Genomic DNA, 26,047 nt, shown 5'->3' on the forward strand with positions numbered 1-26,047 from the left:
TGCTACCACCAGGGCCGGAAGGGCTTGTACGGCGTGTCCTCCAGGCAGAGCCGGACGAGTTTGAGTGCTTCGAGGTGGATGAGTTCCTCGTAGCTGACCTGCCGCTTGAGCGTGCGGTGGTAGATCGTTGTCGCGAGTTCGTCCCGTACGAGGGCGGCGATCTTCTTGCGGCCGTCCGAGCTGAGCGCGGCGCGGCCGACCTCCGTCTCGAAGTCGCTGGGCTTGAGGTGTTTCTGGCCGGCGGCGCGTCGCAGCAGCCGTTCGGCGAACAGGGGTTTGAAGGGTTCGGCGAGGTCGAGTGCGAGGGTGTTGCGGCGGCGGTCGGTGTCGGCGTGGAGGAAGCCGATCGCGGGGTGGAGGGGGGTGCTGCGCAGGGCTGTGAGGACGCGGGCGTAGACGAGGGCGTTGAGGTAGCTGACGAAGGCGTTGCCGGCGTTGGTGGGTGGCCGGCGGGTCCGTCCGTTGAGACGGAGCCAGGCGGGGAGGTGGGCGTCGAGGACGGCCCAGGCGGTGCGGCGGAAGTTGCCTTCCTGTCCCATGAGTTCGTCGGTGTCGTGGCAGTCGGGCAGTGCGGTGCGCAGGGTTTCGAGTGCCGGGTCGAGGAGGTCGGTGTCGAGGGCCCAGCGCAGGTTCTCGGCGGTGGCGAGGAGGAGGGCGCGGGCGATGGGGAGGCGTTGGGCGGGGTCGGCGGTGATCTCGACTTGTCGGCGGACGACGGTGGCGGAGGACATGGCTTCGGCGGGTGCGAAGTGTCCGGCGTGGTTGCCGTAGTGGTCGAGGACGTGGACGGTGACGCCGTGGCGGCTGAGGAGGGACATCGCGGAGGTGTTGAGGTCGACGTGGTCGAAGGTGACGAGGTCGCGGATGTCGGTGATGGGGATGTGGACGGGGCTGCCGTCGGGGCGTTCGATGCGGATGCTGTTGTCTTCGCGGCGGATGCGGCAGGGTTCGGTGAGCCAGTAGGTGCGGCCGGCGGCGGGCATCAGGTTCCCCAGCAGTAGTCGAGGTAGGAGCAGCCGCGGCAGGCGGCGCGGGTCTGGCGGTCGGGGGGTGTGGTGGAGGCGATGACGGTGCGGGCTTCGTCCTCGGCGGCCTCGGCCTGGTCCCGCGACTCCTCGTTCCAGGGGACGTCGGTGGTGCGGCGGATGAGGGGGTAGTGGACGATGCCGCCGCGGACGTTGACGCCTCGGCGTTCGAGGAGCAGGCAGTAGTGGCGGACCTGGGCGTCGTGGGCGGGTGAGGGCGCGCGGGAGGACTTGGTTTCGTGGATGACGGCGCCGGCGGTGACCCAGTCGATGCGGGCTTCGCCGAGGTCGACGTCCCGGCGGCGGGCGAAGGTGGTCTCGTTGACGACTTCGCCGAAGGCGACGAGGTCGCTGCGGCCTTCGGGGCGGTAGCCGCGCGAGTCGAGCCAGAGTTGGCGCGGGCAGTGGCGGAGGTACTTGATGTGGACGCCGCCGAGGCCCTGGTCGTCGTCGAGTGGGTTGGTGGGGACGGGTTTCACAGGATGGTCTCCGGCTCGGCGGGTGGGCGAAGGCCGAGGACGTGGTCGTACCGGCCGTCGATGAGGTGGATGCCGAGGGCGCGGTCGAAGGTGGCGTTGTAGGTCTTCAGCAGGCCGTAGCCCAGGGGGATGAGCAGTCCGGCGGCGAGGAGGGGGTCCGCTTCCTCGCCGACCGCGAGCTCCCGGTATTTCTGGGCATCGCCGCGGAGCAGGACTTCGACGGTGTCGAAGCGTTCGCCGAGGGTCTTGGCGTGTTCGGTGCGGTCGTGGAAGGGGTCGGTGAAGGTGAGGAACTCGGTGGTGAAGTCGTCGCGTGCCTGCCTGGCCCGGTCTGCCCAATGTCGGCCCCAGTCGGTGTCGTAGGCGAGTTGGAGGAGGCGGTCGATGTCCTGTTCGCTGAGGGTGGTGACGCCTTCGGCGACCAGGGTGGTGAGGGCGGACCAGGCGGCGTCGACGGCTCCGGGGTCGTAGGGGCGGTGGCTGTCGGTGCGGTGGACGCGGAACTCGACCGGTCCGTCCGGGTGCAGGCCTCGGCGGTTGACGCGGCCGGCGCGCTGGGCGACGGCCTCGACGGGGGCGTTCTCCACCGCTCCCCGGTCGAAGTCAAGCTGTAGCGAGACCTCGACCGTCTGGGTGGCGACGACGAGGCCGCCGCGGTGGCGCGGTTCGCCGGGCCGGCGTTCGGGGTGGCGTGCCAGGAGGCAGGTCTCGATGGCGTCGCGGTCCTGGTTCTTGAAGCGGGAGTGGAGCAGAAGCGCGGCACGCGGATCATCGGGGCGCTGCTGCCGGGCGTGGTCGGCGAGGGCGGTGAAGAGGTTCTGGGCGGTGGCGACGGTGTTGGTGACGACGAGGACGCTGTGGCCTTCGCCGAGCCAACCCTCCAGGCGCGAAACGCTGTCCGGGTGCACCAGCGCGAGGTCGTCGACGACGAGGCGGTGGCGGATGGGGGCGGTGCCGGGTGCGGCCCGGTGGCAGGTGACCGGGTGCTGAAGGCTCTCGTTGACGATGGCCAGCAACGGCGGGGCGAGGGTGGCGGACAGGACGGCGATCCGGCTGCCGAGTTGTTCCCACAGCCGCATGGCGGCGCACAGGCGGCCGAACGTTTCGGGGTCGTAGGCGTGGAGTTCGTCCAGCACGAAGAGGGAGTTGGCCTGTTCGAGGAGGACGGAGGAGTGGGTGGGACCGGCGATCGCGGCGGCAAGGAGTTGGTGGGGGGTGGCGACGCGCAGGCGTTGGGTGAACAGGCGCATGGCGTTGGCGCGGGCGCGGGCTTTGCGGGCGCCGTCCTTGGTGGGGCCGCAGCAGTCGTCTTCGAGGGCTTCGGTGAGGAGGGTGCGGGCGAGGGCGCCGTGGAGGAGTCCGATGTCGGGTCGTTCCTGGCCGGCGGCCGGTTGGAGGGTGCGCTCGAAGCGGGTGCGGGCGGCGTTGAGCGAGGCCCGGTAGGGCAGGGTCCACACGAGGCGGGGCCGCCCGGGCATGCCGGCCAACTGCCGTGCCGCCCAGGCCAGTCCGGCTTCGGTCTTGCCGCTGCCGGTGGGGGCGATGAGGACCAGGTGCCCGGTGGTGTCGGAGGCCTGCTGCTGGTGGCGGTGCGGGGTGTACGGGAGGCGGGCCAGGTAGTCGGTCGGCAACGGCATGTGGGTCTGCAGGTCCACGTGGGCCGAGCCGGCGTGGTCGGCGAGGGTCAGCGCGCCTTGGGCGAGGACGGCGAGCAGGCCCGTGTGGGCTTTGACGGGTTCTCTCCAGGCGACGAGGACCTCCCCGAGGAGGAGGCGGGCCCGGTCGGCGGTCGTCGGGTCGCCGGGCGCGGGCGGCACCGGTTCGGTCCGGAGGAAGCCGGCCAGCCAGGCGAGGAGTTCCTGGTGCAGGCCGCGTGGCACTTGCGGCCTGCTGTCGGGACCGGGCCGGCGGCCGAGCGCCTGGTCCCAGCGGGTGCCGGCGTTGTAGAGGCGGGACAGGGCGGGCTTGCCGCCGCCGAGGGAGGATGCGGCGAGGAGTGGCCGGTGGTGGCCGGCGACGAGGGTGGCGATCAGTAGCCGTTCCTGGGGGCTCCAGGCCGCGGCCGGGGCCAGGAGGTCGACGTAGGCGAGGGAGAGGACTTCGTGACGTTCTCCCCACGGTTCGCCGCCGGGTTCGAGCTGTCGTTGGAAGCTCTCGGCGATCTTGCCCGCGTCGTGCAGGAGGGCTGCGGCGCGCACCTGGGCCCAGAACAGGGGTTCGGTGGCGATGACGCCGGCGGTGGCGATGCGGGCTTCGAGCTGGGCCACGGTGTCGTGCACGGTGCGCAGGTGGACGGTGAGGCGTTCCGGGTCGTCGCGGGGCAGGGACTTGGCACGCAGGTCGGTGAGGGCGCGCCGTAGTGGTGGGGTCAGGGGGTCAGGAGCCATACGGCTTGGGTGTCCTTGAGCGGGTGTTCGTTGTCGGTGGGTGCTTCGCGGTAGGCGCCACGGACCGGGGCCTTTCCGACGGGCTCGTCGCACCACAGGTACGGCGACCAGCTGGTGGTGAGACGGTCGGCGGAGACGGTGTCGGCGAGGCGGTGCTCGTGGGCGGAAGGCACGTCGTGGCCGTCGACGGGGGCGAGGGCGTGGCCGACGACCGCCCGTTCGGCGGGTTCGAGGAGGACCTGGGCGAGTCCGGTGAGGTGGACGAGGTCCTGGGAGCGGCCCAGGCGCAGGGCGTGGCGCGGCCGGCGCAGCGCCCGGGCGAACCGGTCGCCGTCCGGTTCGGGGAGCCACAGGGTCAGGTGGACGTCGGCGAGGAAGGGCCGGTCCTTGGCCGTGGCTCCGCCCTTTCCGGCCCGGACACGACCCCCGATGGCCTGGTTGCTGCCGTCGGCGGCGATCGGGTGGTAGGTCTCGGTGTCCGTGCCGTGGCCCTCCGACCAGGCCGCCATCCCGAAGACGAAGGGTTCGGTGTACGCGCCGGTGGCGGCGGCAAGCAGCCCGCGGACGGTGGACGGCGGCGGCACCGGGAGGATGCGGGTGATGCCGGGGAACAGCGGGTCCCGGAAGGAGGCCACGGGGGCGTGGAACGTCGCACGCAGCGCCCGGAGCGACCCGGTCGGCAGTACCGGGCTCATCGCGGCTCCGGGTCGTCGAACCAGCCGTCCAGCCGGCCTTCACGCAGGTCGTCGGCGAGCTGGAGCAGGACGGTGCGGGGGTGGTCGATGACGATACTGCCCTCGTCCAGCTCACGCGCGCACTGCTTCTCGAAGTCCTCGCGCGCCTGGTCGCGGAAACCGGGCCGCCATCCGATGCGAACAGGGGCCTCCCACTCCCCCGCCCACGCCCCGAGCTCCTGGACCAGGACGTCGCCACGCACGCGCACTCCCGTATCGGGGTCGCTGTCGATCACGTTACCCAGCGGGTTGATGCCACCCTTGAAGGGGACGAGGACGATCAGGGCGGGTACCCGGTCTCCGTAGTGCAGAGCCTGCTTCGCGCCACCGCTCAGGTGCGCGATCGCCTCGGGCAGCAACGCGGCCCGGCAGCGGCGCTCCTCCAGCGGCAGCCGCACGGCCGGCTGGTCACGGAACAGGCCGGTGGTGGCGCCGAGCACCGCGGCCTCCGCCACCTGAAGGGCCTGCTCCTGTGTGAGGTAGTTGGGTCGCCCCACCCCGTCGGGGCCCGGCAGAGTGAAGGTGCCGATTCTCGGGACATCGAGCAGGAAGGGCGCGGCGAGGTCGGCGGTGTAGAACTCGTGGCCGTGCAGGACCGGTTCGGTGACCCCGCGCGACATGACGCCGAAGTCCTCCGTCGGATACACGGGTTCGACGGACATCAGGGTGCCGAGCATGAACGGGCTGTCGCGCAGGGTGGTGGCCGCGTCGTCCTTCTTCGCGCCGGTGCGCATGTAGCCGAACAGGTCGTCGTCCGCGTAACGGACAGGGTGGGCCTGGGTGTTGGCCTTCTGTGCCTTGCCCTGGGCCTTGCCGACCCTGGTGACCGGGGACGGCACCGAGCCGCGCTCGACCATGGTCTCCCGGATCCAGCGGCGCGCCGCCTGCGCGGAGACGTACGGGTGCTTGCGGCCCCTGATCCTCGCGTACTTCACGCGGGACATGGTGTCCTCGCCCCGTCCGTTGTTGGGTGCCCCGGCCTGCACGGAGAGCACCATCATTCCTGCCAGGTACGCCATTTACGCTTGCTCCGTCTCGTAGTCGTGGTAGCCGTCGTACTCGTCGCCACGGATTTGCGCGAACGCCGGCTGATCCGCCAGCTGCTGGATCGCGCGTTCCTGCTGCGGGTCGGGCTCCTTGCCGCCGACCGGGACGCCGCGCTGCTGGAGCATCACCGACACCTGCGCGAAGAGGAGCATCCGCTGCTCCCAGGCCCGCGGCTGACGTCGGATCAGCGGCTTCCACAGCTCCGGTCCCGCCAACTGGGTCTTGTTCCCGTCCAGTTGCAGACGGGTGTAGGCCTGGACCAGGAGCGAGCCGAGCAGGTAGTCGCTGAGCGCGGCCCTGCGGTACTCGGCCAGGCGCCCGCGCGGGCTGGTACCCCGGGCGATCCAGTCGGCGATCAGCGTCGCCACCGGTTCGAGATCCGTTTCCATTCCGAAGACCTCCTCGGCGTAGGTGAAGGCGAGCCGGACCAGGGCCTCGCGGTCGGTGACGCTCCATGCGCCGTCTGCGTCCGCAAGGACGCGGTGCAGTTGTCCGAGCAGCGGCCGGCTCCGCCCGTCCTCGGCCTCGAACAGCAGCCGCGCCGCCTCGCTCGCGCCGCTGGTGGCGATCCCCCCTTCGTCGTCGTACCGGTTCAGGGAGAGGCTCAGCAGCTGCCAGCCGCGGCGCAGTGGCGCGTTGCCGTCCACGGTGGCGAGGAAGGCCGGGATGGCGCGCCGGGTGCGGGTGACGCGCAGCCAGGGTTCCTGGTTGTCGTTCTTGAAGCTCCACAGGGTGGTCGCGCACAGACCGTCAGTGGCATCCCGCAGCGCGGTGAGCACGAGGAACTCCGGCCTGGTCCCGGCGGGCAGCCCGGTAAACCCGGCCTGCATGACACGGCGGGCGCGCCGCACGTTACGGCGGGCGAACTCCCGCTCCGCAGAACGATCCTCACAGGACAGCACAGTGGCCGAACCCGCCGTCACCCAGGCACCGTAAGGGAGCGCCCACATCGCGATCCGGCACCCCCGGCAGACCGGCCAGCCGGGAACCCCGGGCGGCAAGGTGTTCAGGGCCTTGCTGGTGTCGAACAGCGGCAGGTTGGACTTCGCCCACACGACGGCCGTACCGGCGGCACAGAACGTGCACGGCCTCATCGGCCCGGCGCCCGGCAGGTCCGGAGCGAAGAGCCTTTCGATGTCAGGCGTCAGCACGTCCGGGTCGGAGGACCGCTTGCTGTGCGTGGCCTTCGAGTTCGGATACAGCGCGAACAGGACCTTCCACCAGTCGTAGCGGCCGCTGCCCTTGGGCGCCGTCGCGGCCGCCAGCACGTCCGCCGTCAGAATGGACGACACCGTGTCCAGGTCGGCGACGCTCACCCGGCTCGGATCATCGCGCTCGGCGATCACCGCCGCGGCCCAGGCACCCGCCCGCTGCAACGGATGGCCTGTGGCTACGAGGGAGGTCACCGCACCCACCCGAAACCCTGGATCGTGTCCAGACCCAGGCCCCAGGAACGGATCGCATCCACGAACCGGCCGTCAGCCTCCATCGCCACCCGCACCCGGGCCCCGATCCGCGGCGCCCCACGAACCGTGAACCGCCGCCGGGGGCCGGCCTCCAGGACCTCAACGCCACGCGGCGCCGGCAAACCCAGCACGTCCGCCTTGTGCGCCAGGTTGTGCTGCAGACGGTCGAGATAGTGCTCGTCGCCCGGCAACAAATTGCGGTCCTCGTACTTGAGGACGACCGGTGTCACGGTCTCCAGCTCCACCGGCCCTGCCCCCGCCGACAGAGCCGCGTCCATATCCACCGCGACCCCGCGCACCCGCAACCGGGTGGCCCCCCACACCAGTTCTTCGGTCCCGGCCAGCGCCCTCACCAACACCGACGCGATCTCCGGCACCGGCGACCCGAACCACACGGACCCGTCACTCGACGTGCAGTACACGCCCTTCCTGCGCGGCGCCCCCGTAAACAGCGGACCGGCCACCCCCACCGGCTTCAACGGCTTCCCCCGCCACCCCCCGTCGTGCAAAGCCCGCGCCAGCGCCTCATCCTGGCCACCGAGCAGCCCGTACACCACACCCCGCGCCGCGCCGTGCAGGTCCTCCCACCGCACACTCGACGCATCCGGCGTCACATCGACCCTCAGCCGCACCGCACTCTCCCGACCCGCATGTCGCAACCCGAACACGCCGCAAGCTAGTTGGGCGCGAACGATCGACATCGTATTCCTCACAATATGCGCCAATAGCTAGCCTTTTGTGCTAAAGGCCCCGGCACCGCCGCCGGCCCCTCGACCAGAACAGCTTCCACCCGCGGAACCACCGGATCCAAAGCGCCCTGACCTGCGGCGATGCACTACCGGCGAGTCGCCGCAACAGCACCGCCGCAAGCAGGCCGCCCACGCCTTCGGGCCTGGTGCTTTACCCTCGGGCAGTAACCAGCCCTGGAGGGTTCGCAACGGGTCGACGAGTTGGAGGCCGAGGGCTTCGCGGTGGCAGTAGCCAGCCCTGGAGGGTTCGCAACATGAGGCACACCGCACGGCCGGATCACAGGGCAAGGCGCAGTAGCCAGCCCTGGAGGGTTCGCAACCCGAACTGGTAGTCCGTGCCCAGGTAGTGGATCTTCCCAGCAGCCAGCCCTGGAGGGTTCGCAACCCGATCTCCTCCTGCCGGTTGCCGTAGCGCTTCGTGGCAGTAGCCAGCCCTGGAGGGTTCACAAGATGTCCAGCCCCAGAGGCTGCTTCTGAGGCATCAGGGGTGGCAATCAGCCCTGAAGGGCCCTCAACAGGCTTGCGGGCGTGATCCGGCCTGGATCGTGTCCGGTGCCACGCGGACGCAGCCGGCGCAGAGCGTCGCCGAAGGCATGAGCGAGGCCGGTGGCATCGATGGGATCGGCCAGCAACCACGACCCGGCATGGCTGACCACCCCGCGCCCGTCAGCGGAGACGACGATCCGGGGACGTGGCCCGGTAGTGTGCACGTAGAAAATGCCTTCCCACCGAGCTGACAGAGACCTTCGGCAAGCCTCATCTTCCCAGTGCAGAAGGCACTTTCGCGTTCCCGCTCATGATCCGGACACCACCACAAGTGAAACGCGGACGTTAGAGATCGGACGGCCACGCGGCGACAGCCGAGTCCGCGAACGGCAGGCCCTGGTTCTCCGCGAAGACGGCGTCGCGGACCGCCTGCGCGGCGCCGGGGCGAGTGGGGCCGTCGAGGTATCGGGCGGTGGAGCTGAGCGGGGCGATGCGGCGTTCAACGATCAGGTTGCGCAAGGCACGCGGGAGGTCGTCGAGGCTGCTGCGCACGCCCTCCAGGTCGAAGGTGTCAGCCAGCCCCATTGCGGCGGAGCGAGCCTTGAGCAGGTTGGTCTGCGGGTCCTGGGCAGTGGCCTTGGCGAGGTAGTACGTAACGGGCTGCATCGCCCAGGCCAGGGCCGCGTGCGGGTCACCGTCGTCGGGGCCGGGCAGGTCGAAGGCCCTCGGACCAAGGCCGAGGCCGTCGCACAACCAGTCGGGCCGCATGCTGGTGCGGTAGGGGGCGTGGCCGGCCGCCCGGAATGCCGCGAGGGTGGTGACGGCAGCCGTGGCTTCGATGCGGAACGTGTCGGCGAGCCTTTGCAAGATCGGCTGCAACCCGGCGCGGGCAGCCGACGCGTCGGCTGCGGCGACGACGACGGGGACCAGATCGAGGTCGGAAGTGATGTGTCCGCTGCGTCCGGTGCGATGGTCGCCTCGGGCAAGGGAGCCGGACAGTGCCACGGACATAGCGGTCATGCCGTCGAATTCGCGGGCCAACTGGCGAAGGAGTTGGGGGAGGTCGTTGGATTTCACGGCGTTCCTCGGGTGTCGGCGACGGCGGTGAAGTCGGCGTAGGGGCCGTGACGGGACTCGGCCTCAGTGAAGGCGTTCAGCGCGGCGGTCAGGAGTGGCAGGTCGCCGAGAAGATCGCGGGCGTAATGGAGGTCTTTGATCATGTGATGGACGGAGAAGTCCGGTTCCTCGTAGGAGCGTTCGGTGATGCGGTGGAGTTTCTGGGCGGCGAGAGTGGCCATCCAGCCGTCGGTGGTCACGATGCGAGCGGCCTCGGGGTAGTCGGCGCCGAGTCGGAGCGGCAGCTGGCGGGCGAACTCCCCTGCGGCGTACAGGAGCGTGGCGCCCCAGGCGTTGAAAATCAGCTTGAAGCGGGCCGGGTTGCCCGGGGCCGTGAACCGGTACCGGTGGCGGGTGAAGGCCAGCAGGGCACGTTCGGCCGTCTCGTGCGGGGCGGGGGCATGGAGGAACGCGGAGAGGATGCCGGCTCTGGCCCCGGGACGGGAGCCGGTGACGGGGCACTCCCAGGGGAGGCCACCGAGGGCGGTGATCTCCTGGTGCCACCGTTCGGCCCGCTCGGGGCTGATGGTGGACAGGTCCAGGCACGCCGGGCGGTGCTCGGTGACGGCGGTGGTGACGTGCCGGTCGGCCCAGAAGACCTGGTGGCGGGTGTCGGTCTCGAAGCAGCCAAGGATCAGGTCCGGAGAGCGGGCCGCGAGCTCGGCCGGGGTGATGAGGGAGATCGTGGGGTGCGGGGCCTGGGCGAGGTGGCGGCTGGTGAGGGCGACTCGCGTGTCGGGCAGGGCTGCGAGGTGGGGCAGGATGCCCGAGGTCAGTGCCCCGTAGCCGGCGACGACGATCGACGCCGCCGGCCGGGGCCCGTGTTCGGCAGGTGTCATCACTCGTCCTTGAGGATGGTGTGGCGGATCTTGATCCAGGCCAGGGCCGCGGCAATGCCCTCCTGGAGACTGTGCTCGGGGTTCCAGTCCAGGAGGGCGCGGGCGCGGTCGATGGCCGGGTAGGCACCCGCGATGTCGCCTGGCCGGGCTCCGGTGACGTGGTGGGCGAGCGGCTCACCGGTGACGTCCTCGAACGCCTTGATCAGCTCGAACACGGTGGTGCCGGTGCCGGAGCCGAGGTTGACGGGCAGGTAGCGGGGGCCGCTTTCCGGCACGACGGTGTCGAAGCGGCGCACCGCGGCGATGTGGGCTCGGGCCAGGTCCTGGACGTGGACGTAGTCGCGGATGCCGGAGCCGTCGCGGGTGGGCCAGTCGGTGCCGGTGACCGGGTACGGTTCGCCGGCGCGGTAGCGGTCGATCATGACGCCGAGGGCGTGGGTCGGGCGGGTGGTCTGCAGCCCGGTGCGGAGCTTGGGGTCGGCGCCGATCGGGTTGAAGTACCGCAGGGTGATGACTCGCAGCGGGGATCCGCCGGTGATGTCCTCCAGTGCGCCTTCGAAGGCGGCCTTGGTACGGGCGTACGGGGACAGCGGCTTGAGGGGCGCGTCCTCGGTGATGGCCTGGCCGGAGTCGTAGATCGCGGCCGAGCCGGAGAACACGAACCGGTGGCAGCCGTTGCGCAGCAGGTGGTTGACGAGGGCCAGGCCCTTGGTGACGTTGGTGTCGTAGTAGCCGATCGGGTCGGCAACCGACTCGGGGACGACGATCTGGGCGGCGCAGCCGATGGCGGCCTCGATGTCGGGGTGGTCGCGGAAGATCCGGTCGACCAGGTGGCCGTCGGCGATGTCGCCTCGGTAGAAAGTGCGGTCGGTGACGAACTCCGGTCGTCCGGTGGACAGATCGTCCAGGATGACGGGCTCGATGCCTTCGTCCAGACAGGCGCTGGCGATGGTGGACCCGATGAATCCGGCACCGCCGAGAATGAGGACCTTGGTCATGTCTTCTCCCAAGTCACTTGTTGCTCCCAGCAGTTGGGAACTGGCGCGCAGCCTAGCAGCGATTCGCGCAGTTAGTCGCGTTTGCCCTAATCACTCTGTATGTGAAGGTTGACGGGCTGGTAGAGGCACCAGACCATCGTGGGCCGGAACTCGCACAGGACGGTAAGTCCGGCCTGCCGGACGACATCGACCGAGCCGATGCAGCCTTCCGCGCAACCGTCGAGGACCTGCTGTACCGCCAGGGGCTTGGCATCGACGTAGCGGCGTTCGGCGTCCGGGAGGTAGCGGTCGGCGAACGCCTTGGTCGCCGGGTGGAGCGCCAGGGTACGAGGGCGCCCCACCGTGGGCCGGGCGGCGAGGCACATCGGTTTGGTCGGCGCCTCCCACACGCCGACGAGTTCGACTTCACCGAGGTGGCGGAAGTGGAGGTCGACCCAGAGGTCGGAGACCTCGCCGCCCGGGCGGTGCCGTTCCGCAAAGCCGGCCGCCACCATCGCGTGGCAGCCCTTGGTGATCGCGGCTTGCACGGCCAGCTCGAAGGAGCCTGCGAGCAGCACCCGACGGAAGTGCCGCCGGGCTTCGGCCTCGGCGTCGGTACCTTCGGGCCCGAGCGTGACCACGACCCGCGGCGGGCAATCGGGGTGCGGGGTCTTGCCGGTGGGCGGGTGTTGGCGTTCCAGTGTCCCGGAACGGCGACGGTCGGGTACAGGTCCTCCCGGCCCAGGACCAGGCGCAGCAGCTCGGGCCGTCGCGATGACTACGGCGCGGCTCTCGTCGGGGGTCACGCTGCACCTTCCGGGCGTCGGTGGCTGGGCAGGTGGGTGCCGGGTCGGCGTCGCGGGAGGGGCCGGTCCGGGACGCTCTCGATGCCGGTGGGGCTGCCCGAAAGGCGGTAGCCGATGACACGGCGGGTGGAGCTGGCGCTGCTCGGGAGCCGGCTGGGCGATCCGGCGTCGCCGGAGAGTGGCAGCCAGGGCGGGTACGGGGTCATGCGGCTTCCTGGATGCTCGGGGCGGTCGAGCCGCGGTGGGGAGCGGTCTCGGCGGCGATGTCGGCTTGAGGGCGGCAGGGGCAGGGGTGGCGGGCGTCGAGCAGCGCGAGGGCATGCAGGGCAAGGACGATTTCGGCGTCGCTACCGGCGTCGAGGCTCTCGCGAAGGCGCCGGACGGCCGTGGACACCGCACGCGGTCCGACGCCGCGGATCTCGGCGATCTCGGCCCGGCTGTGGCCGTGGGCGATCAGCTGTCCGGTGGCCTGCATGGCTGCGGTGACCGGCAGGCGGTCGCCGGCCTGGCGGGCAAGCGGGATAAGGAGCCCCGCGCGGACGGCGATGTCGACCGCGTGGGCGGTGCTCTCCGTGTGGAGGCAGCGCGCGGCCACGCGCACGTACACGGACGTCGCCCCCCACCACCAGCTGTACGCCCGGTCGACCTCCACCGGATCCCACCCGGTGGAGAGCAGGTGCAGGACGGTGCCGTGGACACCGGAGAGCCGAGGCCTGCGCTGGCAGCCCGGGCACGGGTTCCCGACGACAAGACGGGCCGAGATGGGCGGGGCCGTCGGCCCTGCGCCGAGCGCGGGCGGAAGGACCAAGGTGTGTGCCGTGGTGATCACGGCCGCCCCCAGCGTGGTGGCGCCGGTGATCGAACCGCCGATCGAGCCGGGCGGGCGAGGTGGGTCATCTGCTCGCCGTCCACGCGGGGGCTGACGCCACGGCCGTCGGGCAGCGCCGTGATCCCATGATGTCCAGCAACAGAGGGCGAGGGCAGGCACCAGCGTCACGGCGAAGCCTGCGGGCGGTGTCCTCGACGGCCTCCGAGAGACATTCCACTGACGGGTCAGCGGCGCGGGGGCCGCCCAGTCGGGGCAGCTCCGTCGCGATGCGGTCAAGCGCCTCCCCCAAGAGCAGCTGCGGCACGCCGGCCCCGAACGGCACGCCCCCCAACTTCTGTCGGGCCCATAACTGCGGGGCCTCGACGCACGCGCTGTCAACCGTCACCGGCTCTCCTGAGTGATCATCGTTTCGGGAAGGTGGGTTCACCGTCGGGCCGGGTCCGCTCGGGGCCACGCGGGGGTAAGCGGGTCCGGGTTCCCGGCAGGCGGGCACTGAGGGCGCCGTGCCCTGCTCACGGCAACGGCCAGCTCTCCTCCTCACGAGTCAGCCTGCCGGTGCCGTCCGGGGCGGCCGGGCACTGCCGCGTCCTTCCGATGTGGGACGGAGGAAGGCGAACGGCGCGGGCACCGAGGCCGAACGTCACTGGTCGGCCACGGCGCGGGCCCGTCCGGGCCCGCCAGCGGGAGTGGCGAAGGCCGGCCGGGAGTCGATCACAGGTCCGGCAAGCGCCGGACCTGTCGGCCGTCGGCTACGCGGCGGTGCGTTCCCTGTGGCGCCTGCTCGGCCGGCGCCATCCAGCCACTCCCATGCGGGCGAGCCCAGAGACGATCTTCAGGCGCAGCGTCGAGGCCTGTATGGCGGGAGGGTCCGGCTGCACTTCCGCTTCCGCGGTGGCCCGGCCGAACGTCTCCGGATCCATTTCCACGTCGAGTTCGAACCAGACGGACCAGCCGGTCGGCTGCTTCTGAGCGTCGAGGCGCTGGTGCCATCCGACATCGTCGGCGTAGCCCATGACGACGGTGATCCCACGACCTCCGGTCGCGCTCAGGCTCTCGGCCCGACTGCCCATGTCCGGCTTCGTCAGGCGAGGGTCGGTGACGGTGACGCGCAACCGGCTCCGCGCGGTGTCGAGACCGGCCTCGACGCTCAACTCGGCATCGGTGTCGGCGAGATCGGCGCCGTGCTTGACCGCGTTGTCGACGATCTCTGAGGCGCACAGGCGCAGTGCGTACGCCCGGCTCTCGTCGAGATTGACCCCGTCCAGCTTGTTCAACTGCTCTTGGAGCAGTGTGCGGACAACGCCCATCGAGGCGGTTCTCAGCGGGGTCCGGTAGTTGAAGACACGGTGCATGGCTGTTCCTCCGGGCTGTACTCAGGGCAGGTGGCCCCGGGCCGTCGGCGAGGGCTTGCGAGCGGCACTCATCGCGTGTCCACAGAGATTCGCTGCGTTCCGGCCGCCCGGCAAACGGGAGAAGTTGCTGTTCCTGGCCGAACTCACTGAGACCGGCCTCGAATTTCGGTAAACCGGTAATTGATTACTGGTTTTGACTCACCTTCAGTTATTTCAGGGCGGCTAGAATCTCGGGAGCGACAGGGAGGTGAATCGTGACTCACAGGCCGTCCTGTGCAGCACGAATCAGGGCTACTGCCGAGGCGGGCGGGTGGACCATCGACGCCACGGTGTCCGCGATCGTCGAGTGCTGTGGTGTCAGTCGGTTGCGTGCTCACCGCCTCGGCCGGGGGTGGACGCGTGAGCGCGCGGTCGCCGAACTGGTCTCCCTGTGCTCGCTCTCCGGGATCGACCGTCCGAACCTGGACGCCGAGCAACTCGGCGCCTGGGAGCGTCGCGTCCGGATGCCCCGGGCGCAGACCATCGACCTGCTGTGCCGCTTGTACGAGACCGACACGCAGGGGCTGGGCCTTGCCGGCGGCTACCGGAAGGAGGATTCCTCTGGGCTCGCGTTCCTGGCACCCGCCGAGCCTCGTCTTCCGGCGCCCCGCTTCGCGGCAGCCCCCGCCCCTCCGCGCGGCGGCGACCCGCTCGATTCGCTGGCACGCTCCCACCGTCGCGCCATCGAGCGCACGCTGGCCGCCACGACGCTCACCAGCGGCGAGCTGGAATCCCTGGACAGCAAGCTGCTCACCCTGCGGAGGGCGTACGTGAGCGACCCACCGATAGTGATGCTGACCAGACTGCTGACGACCTTGGAAGAAGTCCGGCAGTACTCCGAGGAACGACAACCCGCGCTCGTGCAGGTGCGCCTGTCCGAGATGCTCGCCGTGCTGTCCACTCTGACCGCTGACGCCCTGATGAAGCTCGGGCGCAAGGAGCAGGCCCGGGACTGGTACGGCACCGCGGGGTCGGCCGCCGACGACAGCGGCAACCGCGATCTGCGGACACGGGTACGGGTACAGGCCGCGATGCTGCCGTTCTACTACGGCCCCCTGGAGGAGGCAGCGGCCCTCACCCACGAGGCCGTGCTCCTCAACCGCGGACGTCCGACCGCGACCGGGGCGTTCGCCGCCGCCGCTGACGCCCGCGTCAGGGCGCACCGGGGGGACGATGAAGGCGCCCGCGCTGCGATCGCGCAGGCCCGCGACCTGTTCGAACGCAGTCGCCCGACAGCCCCAGGGGACGACGCGTGGGCCTTCCCCTACCGGCGCCTCCAGTTGTACCTGTCTGGCGCCCACACCGCGCTCGGTGACACGGCACAAGCCGGCCGGGCCCAGGACGAGGCGCTGCGTCTCTACCCTGACCGCACGGGCATCGACCCGGCGCTGCTGCGCCTGGAGCAGGCGATGTGCCTGGTCAAGCAGCGCAGCGTGTCCGAGGCATTCCAACTGGCCCGTGACACCTACCTGACGCTGCCTGAGCACCACCGCACCCAGATCCTCGGTGCCCGTGCGGCTGACATCATCAAGATAACGCCGGAGAACGTACGGCCCCGCGCTGCCCGAGAACTCGGCGAACTCCTGGCGCTCCCGACCGGCTCGACGTGACAGATCCGCCTGCCGCCCGTCAGCCTGGCAGGTATGAGTGCTCCGGTCGTCCGGATCGGCGGGTTCGCCGAGTCCGAGGTTGTCAACGTCCTCAACGCTGCCTGTGATCAAGCCGGGCTCAGCCCGGCCGACGCCGTGATGCTGCGCGGCCACACCAACGCCGTATACCTCTTGCCGGCCGCTGGGGCGGTCGCCAAGATCGCTCGGGTCGGCACGCCCCTGGCCAGTGTCCGCCGCACCGTCCGACTGGTTCAGTGGCTCACCGCCCACGGCTTCCCCACCGTCGAGCTGCTGCCGGTGGAGCAGCCGGTCATCGTCGATGGGCATGCCGTTACGTTCTGGCACTACCACCCTCAGCCCGACTACCCTGTTCCGGCAGTGCATCTCGCCGGACCACTTCGTGCTCTTCACGAGCTTCCACCTCCTCCCTTCGATGTGCGGCCCGTCGACACGGTTGGGGCGATCAGGCGCTCGATCGCCGAGACGACCGCGCTCCCGTCGGGGGATCTCGCCTTCCTCAAGCGGCGCTTGGCCGAACTGGACGAAGCCCTTCGCCAGGTGCGCTACGTCTTGGCTCCCGGGTTGTTGCAGGGCGATCCGCAGCACCGCAACGCCCTCCACCACCAGGGGGCGGCTGTGTTGTGCGACTGGGACACCGCCTGTTTCGGGCAGCCGGAACTCGACCTTGTCACTGTCGAGATCCACTGCCGTCGGTTCGGCTATGGTCGTTCCCACTACCGGGAGTTCGCCGACCGGTACGGCTTCGACGTGACCTCGTGGCAGGGCTACCCGGTATTGTCGGGGCTCCGGGAACTGCGGATGATCACGACGAATGCCAAACGGGCCTCGCTTGACAGCCCGACGCTCGCGGAGATTCGGCAACGCATTCACGGGCTGCAGTCCGGCCAAGACCGGCTCGCCTGGAGCATTCTCTGATCAAGCCACTGCGCATGTTGGGACCTTGGGATCGGCGGAGGTGCTGCTGCGGCCCACCTCGTCCCGGGCAGTTGGCTGCTCAGGTCCGTGCGACCAGGAGACGTATGCCGGCGCCCTCAAGGTGCCGACGGCGCCGATCGGCGTCGGGCCGGCCGCCGAGGTGCGCGATGGTGGGCAGGACGACGGCGTACAGGGCGGGCTTCTCCTCGACGCAGGCGAGGAGGGTGTCCGGTTCGGAGCCGTCGTCGGTGATCACCTCGGCGAGGTACAGCTCCCGTCGCTCGCAGAAGTCGTCGAGGACGCCGGTCAACGCCAGTCGGCGAGGCAGTGCCGCGGCAACGGCTGTGCGGAGGAGCCCCACCACGAGGGGTGAAGGGACGGGTAGTTGCTCGGTCAGCATCCGACAAGGTCCTTCCGATCGAGGAGGCCGTCCGCAGTCGAGACTGCCGGAGCCGCGATCGCTGCGGAATCACGTGGCGTGGCAGTTCCGTGGCAGTTCCGGCGCACCAGCACTGCCGACAGTGCTTCGATGGCTCCCCGGAGCGGGAGGTAGCGATGGCGGCAGTGATCGTGTGGACCGGACTGGAAGCGCAGGCTCTGCGGTCGGCGTGCCGAAAATCGGTGCGGGACTGGGCCGCGATCTTGGGCATGTCGGTGCGGGCCGTGACGAACTGGGAGAGGCTGGGGGCCGGCACCCGGCCCCGGCCCGACACTCAGGCGATCTTCGACACCGTACTTCGTCAGTGCGATCCCGAGGCTCGAATGCGTTTCGAAGCTCTCCTAGCGCTACATCCCGGCGCTCCGGTGTTCGCTGAGGCTCAGGCCCGGCCTCGGGCGTGGGAGTACGAGTCGTGGACGGAGGACATCGAACGGGCGGTTCTCGCAGCGGCCCGGCAGGACTTCGTCTTCGCCGGGAACTTGCTGGAACGCTGGCGGTCACGCTGGCCGGTGGCCGACCTGGACGACCGCGGGCTCTACCCGTCGGCCCGTTCGACGGCGCTGGTGGGAGACCTTCGCCGTGACCAGGGCGCGTTGTTAGGCCCGCTGTCAGCCTCGGCGTCCTACGCCCAGGCGCGGTTGTTGTTCACCCGGCTGGACATCCCGCGGCGGACGGCGCAGCTGGACCTGTCGCTGGCGGTGGTCACGGAGATGTCCGGACAGCTCGATGCTGCGGTGTCCCGGTACTCGGACCTGGCCGGCGACCCGCGCCTCAGCGCGCGGGACCGTGCGCGGGCGGCCTTGTGGGTCGGCACCTCACTGGACAAACAGGGGCAGCACGAGCAGGCCATCGGCATCACCGCGTCGGCACTCCAGGTGTTCGAAAACCTTGGAGAGACGGAGGACTGGGCGACGGGGCACCAGAAGCTCGCACTCGCTCACCGCGGCGCGCGGAACCTAGGGGAGGCCGTGCGACTGATCGAGGTGGCGCGGGCCAACACCACCGGCTCAGCTCCGATGCAGGACGTACGGCTGACCACCGCACACGGGCACATCCTGCTGAGCGACCACGCCACCGCCGAAGAGGGGCTTGCCCTGCTGGGAAGGGCCGAGGCGAAGGCGGCCCAGTACGGTATGACCCACCAGCAGAGGAGCATCCAAGGCATCCGGAGTCGCTTCCAACGGCGGGCACCGTGCCTCCAATGAGCGGGAGAACAACGTGGCGGACACGCGGCAGCGCGAGATCACCGACCGGCAGTGGGCGGACACCGCGCTGATCTGGGACTACCACCGGATGGGGCACGAGCGGCGCCCGTGCGACGTGGCGATCGGCCTGGGCTGCCACGACCTCGGCGTCGCGGCCGAGACGGCCGCGCTGTACCTGGACGGCCTGGTGCAGCGGATCGTGTTCACCGGCGGCCCGAATCCGTCCCGGCCCGACCACTTCCCCCGTGGCGAAGCCGCGCACTTCACCGAGCACGCCCTCTCCCTCGGCGTGCCCGAGCACGCGATCCACCAGGAACCACAGGCGCGCAACACCGGGCAGAACGTCCAGCTCTCCAGGGAATTCCTGGAGACGGCCGGCGTCGACGTGCGCTCGGTGCTGCTGGTGAGCATGCCCTACATGGAGCGCCGGGCGTACGCCACGTGCCGCAAGGTGTGGCCGGAGGTCGAGGCGGTGTGTACCTCGGCCTCGATGAACCTGAACGACTACGTGAAGACGATCGGCGACGACGGGCTCGTGATCGACAGCCTCGTGGGCGACCTCCAGCGGGTGATCGAGTACCCGAGGCTCGGGTTCGCCGTCGCCCAGGATGTTCCGGAGACGGTCCGTGATGCGTACCAGCGGCTCTTGGCCGACGGATTCGACAGCAAGCTGCTCGACTGACACAGCACCGCCCACCGAGCTGGTGTGCGCCATCCACCAGCCGAACCTGTTCCCGCGACTGTCCACCCTTGCCAAGCTGTTCGCTGCGGACGTGTGGATCGTCCTGGACCCGCCGCAATGCCGGCCTCACGGTGCGCGAGGTCGACCGGCTCGGCGGCTATCTGCGGGCCATGCGCGCCGGCGACGGCTGGCGCTCGACCCTGATCGACCCGATCCCCACCATCTCCGCGACGGGCGACGTCGTCCTGCTGTCACCGGAACTCGCCGACACCGCCTCCCCCGCCTACGACGACTTCCGGGCCGGGAACGTTCTGGAGCAGTCCATCGCCTCGATGCTGGAGAGCGCCCACCGGCTCCGGTACGTGGACGAGTTCCTGACCGGCCTGGACCGCTGCGAGGCGACCTGCGAGTTCTTCGGCTTCTGCCGGGGCGCGCAGGCCGGCAACCGGTACTTCGAGACCGGCCGCTTCGACACCACCGAAACGAGCTACTGCCGCGTGTCGAGGCAAGCCCTCGTGGTCGCCCTGTCCGATACCGTCCGAGAGGAGCAAGCCGCATGACCCTGCTCGAACTGCTGGAGGCATCCGATGCCCCCGTGATCACCGACCTCATCGCCGCCACCAGCGCGCAGCCGGCCGTCGGAAAGTTCGACAACCGGCCCACCTGGGACAACGCGAACGCCGCCCCGGCATTCGACCTCGGCTCCATGCAGTGGTCCGACAGCAAGCTCTCCCGTGTCGTCTTCCGCGACTGCAAGCTCATGGGCGCAACGCTCACCGGCCTGACTCTCGACAACGTCCTCTTCGAAGGCTGCAAGCTCGACTTCGCCGCCTTCACCCGGATCAGGGCCAGCGGCCCGACCGTCTTCTCCAAGTGCACGCTCACCGAGGCCACGTTCGCAGGCTGCGACCTCAACCGCGCCGTGCTCGACGACTGCACGCTGCGCCGCACCGAGTTCGAGCACGGGTCGTACCGGGAACTCGACCTGCGCGGCAACGACCTGTCCGAGCTGCGCGGTGCCGGGAACCTGGCGAAGGTCATCATCGACCGGGGACAGGAAGCCGAACTCGCGCGTGCCCTCGTCACCGAGCTGGAGGCCGTCTTCGGGGACGACTTGGACGACCCTGCCTCCGCGAGGCGCCGATGAGCCTGCACATCGCGGCGCCGGCCGACGTGATCCGTCGGCGGTGCGAGGCCACGACCGTACGGGTCACCAGCGGCGAGAGCGGCTACGAGGACGGGGCGGTCGTCCCGGCCGGACCCTGGCACCCTCCCCCGGACGACATGGTCCGCCGGGCTGCTTCCCCCGCCGCCGTCGACACCACGCTCGTCGAACTGGTCGACGCCGCCGCCATCGAAGCGCGCCTGCTCACCGCCCCGCACGTCACCCGGCTCGGCCGGGCCGAAAGCCCCGCGCGGGCACTCACCACCACCCACAACTACCGCGACGGCCGCCGTATCGGCCTGCACCTCGACAACTGGGACAAGCTCAGCTACCACGACAAAGCCCTCGGCCGTCGGCGCCTGTGCGTGAACCTCGGCCCCGGGACCCGGTATCTACTGGTCTGCGACGCCGACATCCAACAGATCTGCCGTGCCATCCGACCCGACCACGTGACGTGCTACCCGCACACCGATGACCTGCGGGCCTACGCCGCCGCCGGGCTCCCGATGACGTGCCTGCGGATACGCCTCGCGCCCGGCGACGGCTACCTCGCCCCCACCGAGTTCCTTCCACACGACGGCTCCACCGAGGGCTACGCCAGCCCGTCCACCGCGGCGTTCTGGCTCGGCCACTGGCCACACGGGACGTTCAGGTCCGCAGGATCCCGCTGACCCCACGGGCACCTGGTAGGGCGAGTGGCCGCCGTGCTGCCTGCCGGGCGGCGGCCCGACAAGCGCCTCCGCGGCACGACCGTGATCGGCCGGCGCCTGAGAGCACCGGTCCGGCTTCGCGGCGATACGCGGGGTGACCGGTTAGTAGCCACATATCCGTAATGAACGGTTGTGTTCCCTATCGCCCGGGCATACCGTCGGTAGTGGTGAGCGGATCCGTTCCCTGCCCGCCGTTCACCCCCGAACCCATTGGGGGAGGTGCCATGGCCACCTCGCGTGCCCTGGCTGAGGCTCCGCCCGCGACCGCACGTCGGGGCCAGCACCCAGGGATAGCCCTCACCGTCATCGCGGCCACCCAGCTGATGGTCGTTCTCGACATCACGATCGTGAACATCGCCCTGCCGCACATCCAGCAGGCGCTGAGGTTCAACACCACCGACCTGTCCTGGGTCATCAACGCCTACACCCTGACCTTCGGCGGGCTGCTGCTGCTCGGCGGGCGCGCGGGGGACATCCTCGGCCGCCGGCGGGTGTTCGTCGTGGGTGTGCTGGTGTTCAGCTTCGCCTCGCTGCTCGGCGGCGTCGCCCAGAACGCCCCCTGGCTCCTGGCCGCGCGCGCCCTCCAGGGCGTGGGCGGGGCGATCGCCTCGCCGACCGCGCTGGCGCTGATCGCCACCAACTTCAAGGAGGGCCCGGAGCGCAACCGGGCCTTCGGCGTCTACTCCGCGGTCGCGGGCGCGGGCGGCGCCATCGGGCTGCTGCTCGGCGGCATGCTGACCTCCTGGCTGTCCTGGCGCTGGGTCCTCTTCGTCAATGTGCCGATCGGCATCGCGATCGCCCTGCTGGCGCCGCTCTACATCAACGAGTCCGAACGGCACCCCGGGCGCTTCGACCTCACCGGCGCGTTCGCCGCCACGACCGGCATGGTCTCGCTGGTGTACGGGTTCATCCGCGCCTCCGACCACGGCTGGACGGACTCCGTGACGCTCACCGCGTTCGGCCTCGCGGTGGTGCTGCTCGCGGCGTTCGTCCTCAACGAGCGGCGCGTCCCGCAGCCGATCACCCCGCTGCATCTGCTCCGCGACCGCAACCGCTCCGGCGCGTACGGGCTGATGCTCTGCGTGGCCGCGACGATGTTCAGCATCTTCTTCTTCATCACCCTGTTCGTGCAGGAGATCCTCGGCTTCAGCCCGCTGCGGGCGGGCTTCGCGTTCCTGCCGATCAGCGTCGCGATCGTCGCCGCCGCCCAGTTCGCCGCGCGCAACCAGATCCGGTGGGGCCCGAAGCCGTTCCTGGTCACCGGCTCGGCCCTGGTGCTGGCCGGTGTCGCGTGGGCGACCCGGATCGACGTCCACACCACGTACCTGGGCGGGATCCTCGGGCCGACCCTGCTGTTCGGCTTCGGGATGGGTTCGATCTTCGTCCCGGTGATGCTCACCGTCGTCTCGCATGTCGCCCCGCACGAGACCGGCGCGGCCACCGGCAGCCTCAACACGATGCAGCAGGTGGGCGGTTCGCTCGGTCTGTCGATCCTCGTCACGGTGTACGGCACGGCGAGCCGCAACGAGGCCGGGCAGCAGGTCCGGAGCTTCCTCCGACAGGCCACCCCGCAGCAGGTCGCCCGGTTCAGGGCGAGCGGGAAGCTGCCGGCGCCGTACTCCTCGGAGGTGCTGGTGCACGGCATCGCGAGCGCCTTCCAGCTGGGGCTGGTCTTCGCGGCCCTGGCGGTGCTGATCGCCGTCGTCGTGATCAAGGTGCCCCGGCTGCCGGTGGCGGCGGGCGTCAGCCCTTCGGGGGGCGGTGCTTGACAGGGCGTCGGGCCGGACGGGAGAGTCTTAACAGCAATGGTTTTCATCTTCGAAAACCATGGCCGGTGAGCGCTGCCCATGGCCGCTGCCCACCGGGACCGACGTGCGCCGCGAACCCGCGCACCCCACGCATCCCCCCGAAAGAGGACACCCATGTCGCTCGACGTCTCCCCCGCGCTCCTCGCCCAGGCCCGGGAGGGCCGCGTCGACGAGGCCGACTTCCTCGAGACCGTCCGCGCCTCGCTCCCGTACGCCTACCAGGTCGTCGCCGGCCTCAGCACCGAACTCGCGGCCGGCGACGCCGAGTTCAGCACCGACAACACCACCCCCAGCGACGAGCAGCGCGCCCAGCTGCTGCGCGCGCTCGCCAGCAACGCCATCCGGGGCAGCCTGGAGGACCACTTCGGGGTGAAGCTCGCCTTCGTCAACTGCCACCGCGTCGGCGCCTTCCGCCCCGGCTCCGAGGATGGCCAGGCGTACCGCGAGTTCACCTCGCTGCACAACCAGATCCGCAACCAGAGCCCTGAGCTGCGCAGCTGCTGACACCGGCCCGTCCGGCGGCCCCCGTCTGGCGGCCCCGTCCGGCGGCCCCCGCCCGTCCCACCCGGGCGGGGGCCGCCGGACATGGCACCGTGTTGCGCCCCGTTGCGGTCAGGTGTCCGGATCACGTGCCGATCTTGTCCGGCCCCGGCCCGGATGCGTACGTTCGAAGGGCACCACCCGCCCCCGGCCCTCCCCCGGGGCCGCCTCACACCACGCGGAGCACCCACCATGTCGCCGGACCCACGCCCGCTGCAAAAGCTCGGCTTCCTCACCATCGGGCTCTTCGACGAGGCGGACCCGCGCCGGGGCCACGAGTCCACCCTCGACCTCATCACGCTCGGCGAGCAGCTCGGCTTCGACAGCGCCTGGCTCCGCCACCGCCACCTCCAGTACGGGATCTCCTCCCCCGTCGCCGTCCTCGCCGCCGCCACCCAGCGCACCAGCCGGATCCATCTCGGCACCGCCGTCACCCCGCTCGGCTGGGAGAACCCGCTGCGGCTCGCCGAGGACCTCGCCACCGTGGACGTCCTGTCCGGCGGCCGGCTCAACCCCGGCTTCAGCGTCGGCCCGCCCGTCCACTACGACCGGGTGCGCGACGCGCTCCACCCCGACACCGCCGAGCACGAGGACTTCAGCCCCCGCCGCGCCGAACGCCTGCTCGCCCTGGTCCGCGGCGAGGACGCCTCCGACTTCGCCGGCACCGAGGGCATCGAGGTGTACTCCCGCCGGGTCCAGCCGCACTCCCCCGGCCTCGCCTCCCGGCTCTGGTACGGCGCCGGGAGCCTGCGCTCCGCCCGCTGGGCCGGCGAGCAGGGGCTCAACCTGCTCACCAGCAGCGTGGTGAAGGCGGAGGCGGACGACGGCCCGCACGACTTCGCCCGGATCCAGGCCGGGGTGATCCGCGCGTTCCGCGAGCACCACCCCGACGGCGGGCGCGCCCGGGTCTCGCAGGGCCTGGTGGTCATCCCCACCGATTCCGCCACGCCGGACCAGCGCGCCCGGTACGAGGCGTACGCCGACGCCCGCAACGCGCGCACCGGCACCCCGCAGGGCCCGGCCCGGCTGCTCTTCGCGCCCGACCTGGTCGGCACCTCCGAGGAACTGGTCGAGCGGCTGCACGCGCACGCCGGGTACCGGGAGGTCGACGAGGTGGCCTTCGCGCTGCCGTTCACCTTCGGGCACCAGGACTACGTGCAGATCCTCACCGACCTCGCGACCCGGCTCGGCCCGGCCCTCGGCTGGCGGCCCGCCCCGGCGCCCGGCGAGGGCTGACCGCCCGGCCCGCCGGTGCGGCAGCCGTCCCTCCGCACCGGCGGGCCGAGGCGTATCCGGGGGTCCCCGGCTCTGGTCAGATGACTAAGCGCTTGCTTAAGCTCGGGTGCGTCGAGCCCGCCCGCACGCGCACCCAGGAGCCGTCATGACCGGAGACACCGCCGTCAACCGCCAGATCCGCCTCGCCCGCCGGCCCGTCGGGGAGATCCGGCCGGAGGACTGGGCGCACGGGAGCGAGCCGCTGCCGGTGCCCGGGGACGGGGAGTTCCTGGGACGGACCCGGTACCTGTCACTGGACCCGGCGATGCGCGGCTGGCTCGACGACCGGCCCTCCTACCTGCCGCCGGTGGGCCTGGGCGAGGTGATGCGGGCCGGCTCGGTGGTCGAGGTCCTCGCGTCGAACCACCCGCGCTTCCGGGTCGGGGACCACGTGGTCGGGGCCTTCGGGGTCCAGGAGTACGCGGTCTCGGACGGCAAGGGCGCGACCACCGTGGACCCGGCGCTCGCGCCGCTGTCCACCTACCTCGGCGCGCTCGGGATACCCGGCATGACGGCCTACTTCGGGCTGCTGGACGTCGGCGCGCTCAAGGAGGGCGAGACCGTGGTGGTGTCCGGCGCCGCCGGGGCGGTCGGCAGCATGGTCGGCCAGATCGCCAAGGTGAAGGGCTGCCGGGTGGTCGGCATCGCCGGCGGGCCCGAGAAGTGCGCGCTGCTCACCGGGGACCTGGGCTTCGACGCGGCGGTCGACTACCGCGCCGAGGACGTCCGCAAGGCGCTGCGCACCCACGCCCCGGACGGCATCGACGTCTACTTCGACAACGTCGGCGGCCCCATCCTGGACGCCGCGCTGACCCGGCTCGCGATGCACGCCCGGGTGGTGGTCTGCGGGGCGATCAGCCAGTACAACGCCGAGGACGCCGTCCAGGGCCCGTCCAACTACCTCTCGCTGCTGGTCCGGCGGGCCCGGATGGAGGGCTTCGTGGTGTTCGACTACGCCCGCCGGTACGCCGAGGCGGCCGCCGAGATCGCCCGCTGGATCGGCGACGGCCGGATCAAGGCCACGGAGCAGGTGGTGGAGGGCACGGTGGACGCCTTCCCGGAGGCCCTCGGGATGCTGTTCCGCGGCGAGAACACCGGAAAGCTGGTGCTCCGGCTCAGCTGAGCGCTCCCCGTGCCCGGGGCCGGAGCCCCGGCGGACCCCGGCGGTGGCCCGGGCCGCTCCTGCGGCCGGACCTCCGGCCGGGCCGCAGGAGGGCGCGCGGGAGGGCCGCAGGAAGGGGCGCGGGACGGGGCGCGCACGCTGTCTCCGGGGCGGACAGACGGAGCACCCGCGCCCCTGCACCGCGCTCCGGGTGGGTACCATGCGCAGACCCAGCCACGACGAG

25 protein-coding genes, 1 pseudogene and 1 CRISPR repeat array are annotated in these 26,047 nt (G+C 70.9%); of the genes and pseudogenes, 11 read left to right on the forward strand and 15 right to left on the reverse strand.

Translation table 11 applies throughout. The features are described from left to right. Window positions 1-2 precede the first annotated feature (2 nt). The 14 genes and pseudogenes from cas1b to ACFQ6N_RS17990 form a co-directional block, all read right to left on the reverse strand. Entirely contained in the window at window positions 3-983 is a 981-nt protein-coding gene (gene cas1b, locus ACFQ6N_RS17925; protein WP_380650027.1) for a type I-B CRISPR-associated endonuclease Cas1b, read from the reverse strand. After that, window positions 983-1,504 carry a CRISPR-associated protein Cas4 gene (locus ACFQ6N_RS17930; RefSeq protein WP_380650029.1) on the reverse strand — a complete coding sequence of 174 codons (522 nt, stop codon included), beginning with the start codon at window positions 1,502-1,504 and terminating at the stop codon, window positions 983-985. Before ACFQ6N_RS17930 ends, cas1b begins: the two co-directional genes overlap by 1 nt. Beyond that, the gene (gene cas3 / locus ACFQ6N_RS17935; RefSeq protein ID WP_380650030.1) at window positions 1,501-3,891 is read right to left on the reverse strand and encodes a CRISPR-associated helicase Cas3'; all 2,391 of its coding nucleotides are present in this window, start codon (window positions 3,889-3,891) and stop codon (window positions 1,501-1,503) included. Before cas3 ends, ACFQ6N_RS17930 begins: the two co-directional genes overlap by 4 nt. Further along, entirely contained in the window at window positions 3,873-4,586 is a 714-nt protein-coding gene (cas5, locus tag ACFQ6N_RS17940) for a CRISPR-associated protein Cas5 (protein WP_380650031.1), read from the reverse strand. Before cas5 ends, cas3 begins: the two co-directional genes overlap by 19 nt. After that, window positions 4,583-5,644: a type I-B CRISPR-associated protein Cas7/Cst2/DevR gene (gene cas7i, locus ACFQ6N_RS17945; RefSeq protein WP_380650032.1), complete on the reverse strand. Its 1,062-nt coding sequence runs from the start codon at window positions 5,642-5,644 to the stop codon at window positions 4,583-4,585. The genes cas5 and cas7i overlap by 4 nt, the downstream gene beginning before the upstream one ends. Beyond that, the gene (locus ACFQ6N_RS17950; RefSeq protein ID WP_380650033.1) at window positions 5,645-7,078 is read right to left on the reverse strand and encodes a hypothetical protein; all 1,434 of its coding nucleotides are present in this window, start codon (window positions 7,076-7,078) and stop codon (window positions 5,645-5,647) included. It lies immediately after the preceding gene. Next, window positions 7,075-7,839, reverse strand: coding sequence for a CRISPR-associated endoribonuclease Cas6 (gene cas6 / locus ACFQ6N_RS17955; RefSeq protein ID WP_380650034.1), 765 nt, complete (start codon window positions 7,837-7,839; stop codon window positions 7,075-7,077). The genes ACFQ6N_RS17950 and cas6 overlap by 4 nt, the downstream gene beginning before the upstream one ends. A 209-nt stretch (window positions 7,840-8,048) precedes the next feature. Next, window positions 8,049-8,337: direct repeats of the CRISPR family, unit length 29 nt; unit sequence GCAGTAGCCAGCCCTGGAGGGTTCGCAAC. Window positions 8,338-8,417: 80 nt separating this feature from the next. Further along, window positions 8,418-8,627: pseudogene (locus ACFQ6N_RS17960) on the reverse strand (IS1380 family transposase); the annotation flags it as partial. Between the two features lie 91 nt (window positions 8,628-8,718). Then, window positions 8,719-9,450, reverse strand: a complete 732-nt coding sequence (locus ACFQ6N_RS17965) for a hypothetical protein (RefSeq protein ID WP_380650035.1) — start codon at window positions 9,448-9,450, stop codon at window positions 8,719-8,721. After that, window positions 9,447-10,328, reverse strand: coding sequence for an NAD(P)-binding domain-containing protein (locus ACFQ6N_RS17970; RefSeq protein ID WP_380650036.1), 882 nt, complete (start codon window positions 10,326-10,328; stop codon window positions 9,447-9,449). The genes ACFQ6N_RS17965 and ACFQ6N_RS17970 overlap by 4 nt, the downstream gene beginning before the upstream one ends. Next, window positions 10,328-11,326 (reverse strand): UDP-glucose 4-epimerase GalE, encoded by a 999-nt coding sequence (galE, locus tag ACFQ6N_RS17975; protein ID WP_380650037.1) that lies wholly within the window; start codon window positions 11,324-11,326, stop codon window positions 10,328-10,330. The genes ACFQ6N_RS17970 and galE overlap by 1 nt, the downstream gene beginning before the upstream one ends. An 86-nt stretch (window positions 11,327-11,412) precedes the next feature. Next, window positions 11,413-11,946, reverse strand: a complete 534-nt coding sequence (locus ACFQ6N_RS17980) for a hypothetical protein (protein ID WP_380650039.1) — start codon at window positions 11,944-11,946, stop codon at window positions 11,413-11,415. A 367-nt stretch (window positions 11,947-12,313) separates the two neighbouring features. After that, on the reverse strand, window positions 12,314-12,940 hold the full coding sequence (locus ACFQ6N_RS17985) for a hypothetical protein (protein WP_380650040.1): 627 nt from the start codon (window positions 12,938-12,940) through the stop codon (window positions 12,314-12,316). Window positions 12,941-13,689: 749 nt separating this feature from the next. Continuing rightward, window positions 13,690-14,292, reverse strand: coding sequence for an ATP-binding protein (locus ACFQ6N_RS17990; protein ID WP_380650042.1), 603 nt, complete (start codon window positions 14,290-14,292; stop codon window positions 13,690-13,692). A 329-nt stretch (window positions 14,293-14,621) separates the two neighbouring features. Here ACFQ6N_RS17990 and ACFQ6N_RS17995 point away from each other — a divergent pair, with 329 nt between their 5' ends. Then, a complete protein-coding gene (locus ACFQ6N_RS17995) occupies window positions 14,622-15,941 on the forward strand; it encodes a hypothetical protein (protein WP_380650044.1) in 1,320 nt (439 codons plus the stop codon). Between the two features lie 33 nt (window positions 15,942-15,974). Next, window positions 15,975-16,877, forward strand: coding sequence for a phosphotransferase family protein (locus ACFQ6N_RS18000; protein WP_380650045.1), 903 nt, complete (start codon window positions 15,975-15,977; stop codon window positions 16,875-16,877). A gap of 79 nt (window positions 16,878-16,956) precedes the next feature. Here the strand turns inward: ACFQ6N_RS18000 and ACFQ6N_RS18005 are convergent, their stop codons facing one another. Continuing rightward, complete coding sequence (locus tag ACFQ6N_RS18005; RefSeq protein WP_380650047.1) at window positions 16,957-17,277, reverse strand: hypothetical protein; 321 nt, start codon at window positions 17,275-17,277, stop codon at window positions 16,957-16,959. A gap of 155 nt (window positions 17,278-17,432) precedes the next feature. Here ACFQ6N_RS18005 and ACFQ6N_RS18010 point away from each other — a divergent pair, with 155 nt between their 5' ends. The 9 genes from ACFQ6N_RS18010 to ACFQ6N_RS18050 all read left to right on the forward strand — a co-directional run bounded on the left by ACFQ6N_RS18010 (window position 17,433) and on the right by ACFQ6N_RS18050 (window position 25,824). Next, window positions 17,433-18,521 carry a hypothetical protein gene (locus tag ACFQ6N_RS18010; RefSeq protein WP_380650049.1) on the forward strand — a complete coding sequence of 363 codons (1,089 nt, stop codon included), beginning with the start codon at window positions 17,433-17,435 and terminating at the stop codon, window positions 18,519-18,521. A gap of 13 nt (window positions 18,522-18,534) precedes the next feature. Then, window positions 18,535-19,203, forward strand: a complete 669-nt coding sequence (locus tag ACFQ6N_RS18015) for a YdcF family protein (RefSeq protein WP_380650050.1) — start codon at window positions 18,535-18,537, stop codon at window positions 19,201-19,203. A gap of 131 nt (window positions 19,204-19,334) precedes the next feature. Continuing rightward, the gene (locus ACFQ6N_RS18020) at window positions 19,335-19,763 is read left to right on the forward strand and encodes a hypothetical protein (protein WP_380650052.1); all 429 of its coding nucleotides are present in this window, start codon (window positions 19,335-19,337) and stop codon (window positions 19,761-19,763) included. Beyond that, window positions 19,760-20,350: a multiple cyclophane-containing RiPP AmcA gene (amcA, locus tag ACFQ6N_RS18025; RefSeq protein WP_380650054.1), complete on the forward strand. Its 591-nt coding sequence runs from the start codon at window positions 19,760-19,762 to the stop codon at window positions 20,348-20,350. Before ACFQ6N_RS18020 ends, amcA begins: the two co-directional genes overlap by 4 nt. Next, complete coding sequence (locus ACFQ6N_RS18030) at window positions 20,347-21,039, forward strand: hypothetical protein (protein ID WP_380650056.1); 693 nt, start codon at window positions 20,347-20,349, stop codon at window positions 21,037-21,039. The genes amcA and ACFQ6N_RS18030 overlap by 4 nt, the downstream gene beginning before the upstream one ends. A 263-nt stretch (window positions 21,040-21,302) precedes the next feature. Next, on the forward strand, window positions 21,303-22,847 hold the full coding sequence (locus ACFQ6N_RS18035) for an MFS transporter (RefSeq protein WP_380650058.1): 1,545 nt from the start codon (window positions 21,303-21,305) through the stop codon (window positions 22,845-22,847). A gap of 153 nt (window positions 22,848-23,000) precedes the next feature. Continuing rightward, window positions 23,001-23,390, forward strand: coding sequence for an SCO5389 family protein (locus tag ACFQ6N_RS18040; protein WP_380650059.1), 390 nt, complete (start codon window positions 23,001-23,003; stop codon window positions 23,388-23,390). Window positions 23,391-23,618: 228 nt separating this feature from the next. Beyond that, window positions 23,619-24,662, forward strand: a complete 1,044-nt coding sequence (locus ACFQ6N_RS18045) for an LLM class flavin-dependent oxidoreductase (RefSeq protein WP_380650061.1) — start codon at window positions 23,619-23,621, stop codon at window positions 24,660-24,662. Between the two features lie 145 nt (window positions 24,663-24,807). Then, the gene (locus ACFQ6N_RS18050) at window positions 24,808-25,824 is read left to right on the forward strand and encodes an NADP-dependent oxidoreductase (protein ID WP_380650062.1); all 1,017 of its coding nucleotides are present in this window, start codon (window positions 24,808-24,810) and stop codon (window positions 25,822-25,824) included. The last annotated feature ends 223 nt before the right edge of the window (window positions 25,825-26,047 follow it).

This window comes from Kitasatospora sp. NPDC056446, assembly GCF_042796115.1.
In the GTDB taxonomy this organism is placed as follows: domain Bacteria; phylum Actinomycetota; class Actinomycetes; order Streptomycetales; family Streptomycetaceae; genus Kitasatospora.

Coding starts and splice junctions, on each gene's coding strand:
- ACFQ6N_RS18000 (WP_380650045.1), top strand. CDS start 15,975: ATGAGTGCTCCGGTCGTCCGGATCGGCGGGTTCGCCGAGTCCGAGGTT.
- cas1b (WP_380650027.1), bottom strand. CDS start 983: ATGCCCGCCGCCGGCCGCACCTACTGGCTCACCGAACCCTGCCGCATC.
- ACFQ6N_RS18010 (WP_380650049.1), top strand. CDS start 17,433: ATGGCGGCAGTGATCGTGTGGACCGGACTGGAAGCGCAGGCTCTGCGG.
- cas5 (WP_380650031.1), bottom strand. CDS start 4,586: ATGAGCCCGGTACTGCCGACCGGGTCGCTCCGGGCGCTGCGTGCGACG.
- galE (WP_380650037.1), bottom strand. CDS start 11,326: ATGACCAAGGTCCTCATTCTCGGCGGTGCCGGATTCATCGGGTCCACC.
- cas3 (WP_380650030.1), bottom strand. CDS start 3,891: ATGGCTCCTGACCCCCTGACCCCACCACTACGGCGCGCCCTCACCGAC.
- ACFQ6N_RS17970 (WP_380650036.1), bottom strand. CDS start 10,328: ATGACACCTGCCGAACACGGGCCCCGGCCGGCGGCGTCGATCGTCGTC.
- ACFQ6N_RS18045 (WP_380650061.1), top strand. CDS start 23,619: ATGTCGCCGGACCCACGCCCGCTGCAAAAGCTCGGCTTCCTCACCATC.
- ACFQ6N_RS18040 (WP_380650059.1), top strand. CDS start 23,001: ATGTCGCTCGACGTCTCCCCCGCGCTCCTCGCCCAGGCCCGGGAGGGC.
- ACFQ6N_RS18050 (WP_380650062.1), top strand. CDS start 24,808: ATGACCGGAGACACCGCCGTCAACCGCCAGATCCGCCTCGCCCGCCGG.
- ACFQ6N_RS18035 (WP_380650058.1), top strand. CDS start 21,303: ATGGCCACCTCGCGTGCCCTGGCTGAGGCTCCGCCCGCGACCGCACGT.
- amcA (WP_380650054.1), top strand. CDS start 19,760: ATGACCCTGCTCGAACTGCTGGAGGCATCCGATGCCCCCGTGATCACC.
- cas7i (WP_380650032.1), bottom strand. CDS start 5,644: ATGGCGTACCTGGCAGGAATGATGGTGCTCTCCGTGCAGGCCGGGGCA.
- ACFQ6N_RS17990 (WP_380650042.1), bottom strand. CDS start 14,292: ATGCACCGTGTCTTCAACTACCGGACCCCGCTGAGAACCGCCTCGATG.
- ACFQ6N_RS18030 (WP_380650056.1), top strand. CDS start 20,347: ATGAGCCTGCACATCGCGGCGCCGGCCGACGTGATCCGTCGGCGGTGC.
- ACFQ6N_RS18005 (WP_380650047.1), bottom strand. CDS start 17,277: ATGCTGACCGAGCAACTACCCGTCCCTTCACCCCTCGTGGTGGGGCTC.
- cas6 (WP_380650034.1), bottom strand. CDS start 7,839: ATGTCGATCGTTCGCGCCCAACTAGCTTGCGGCGTGTTCGGGTTGCGA.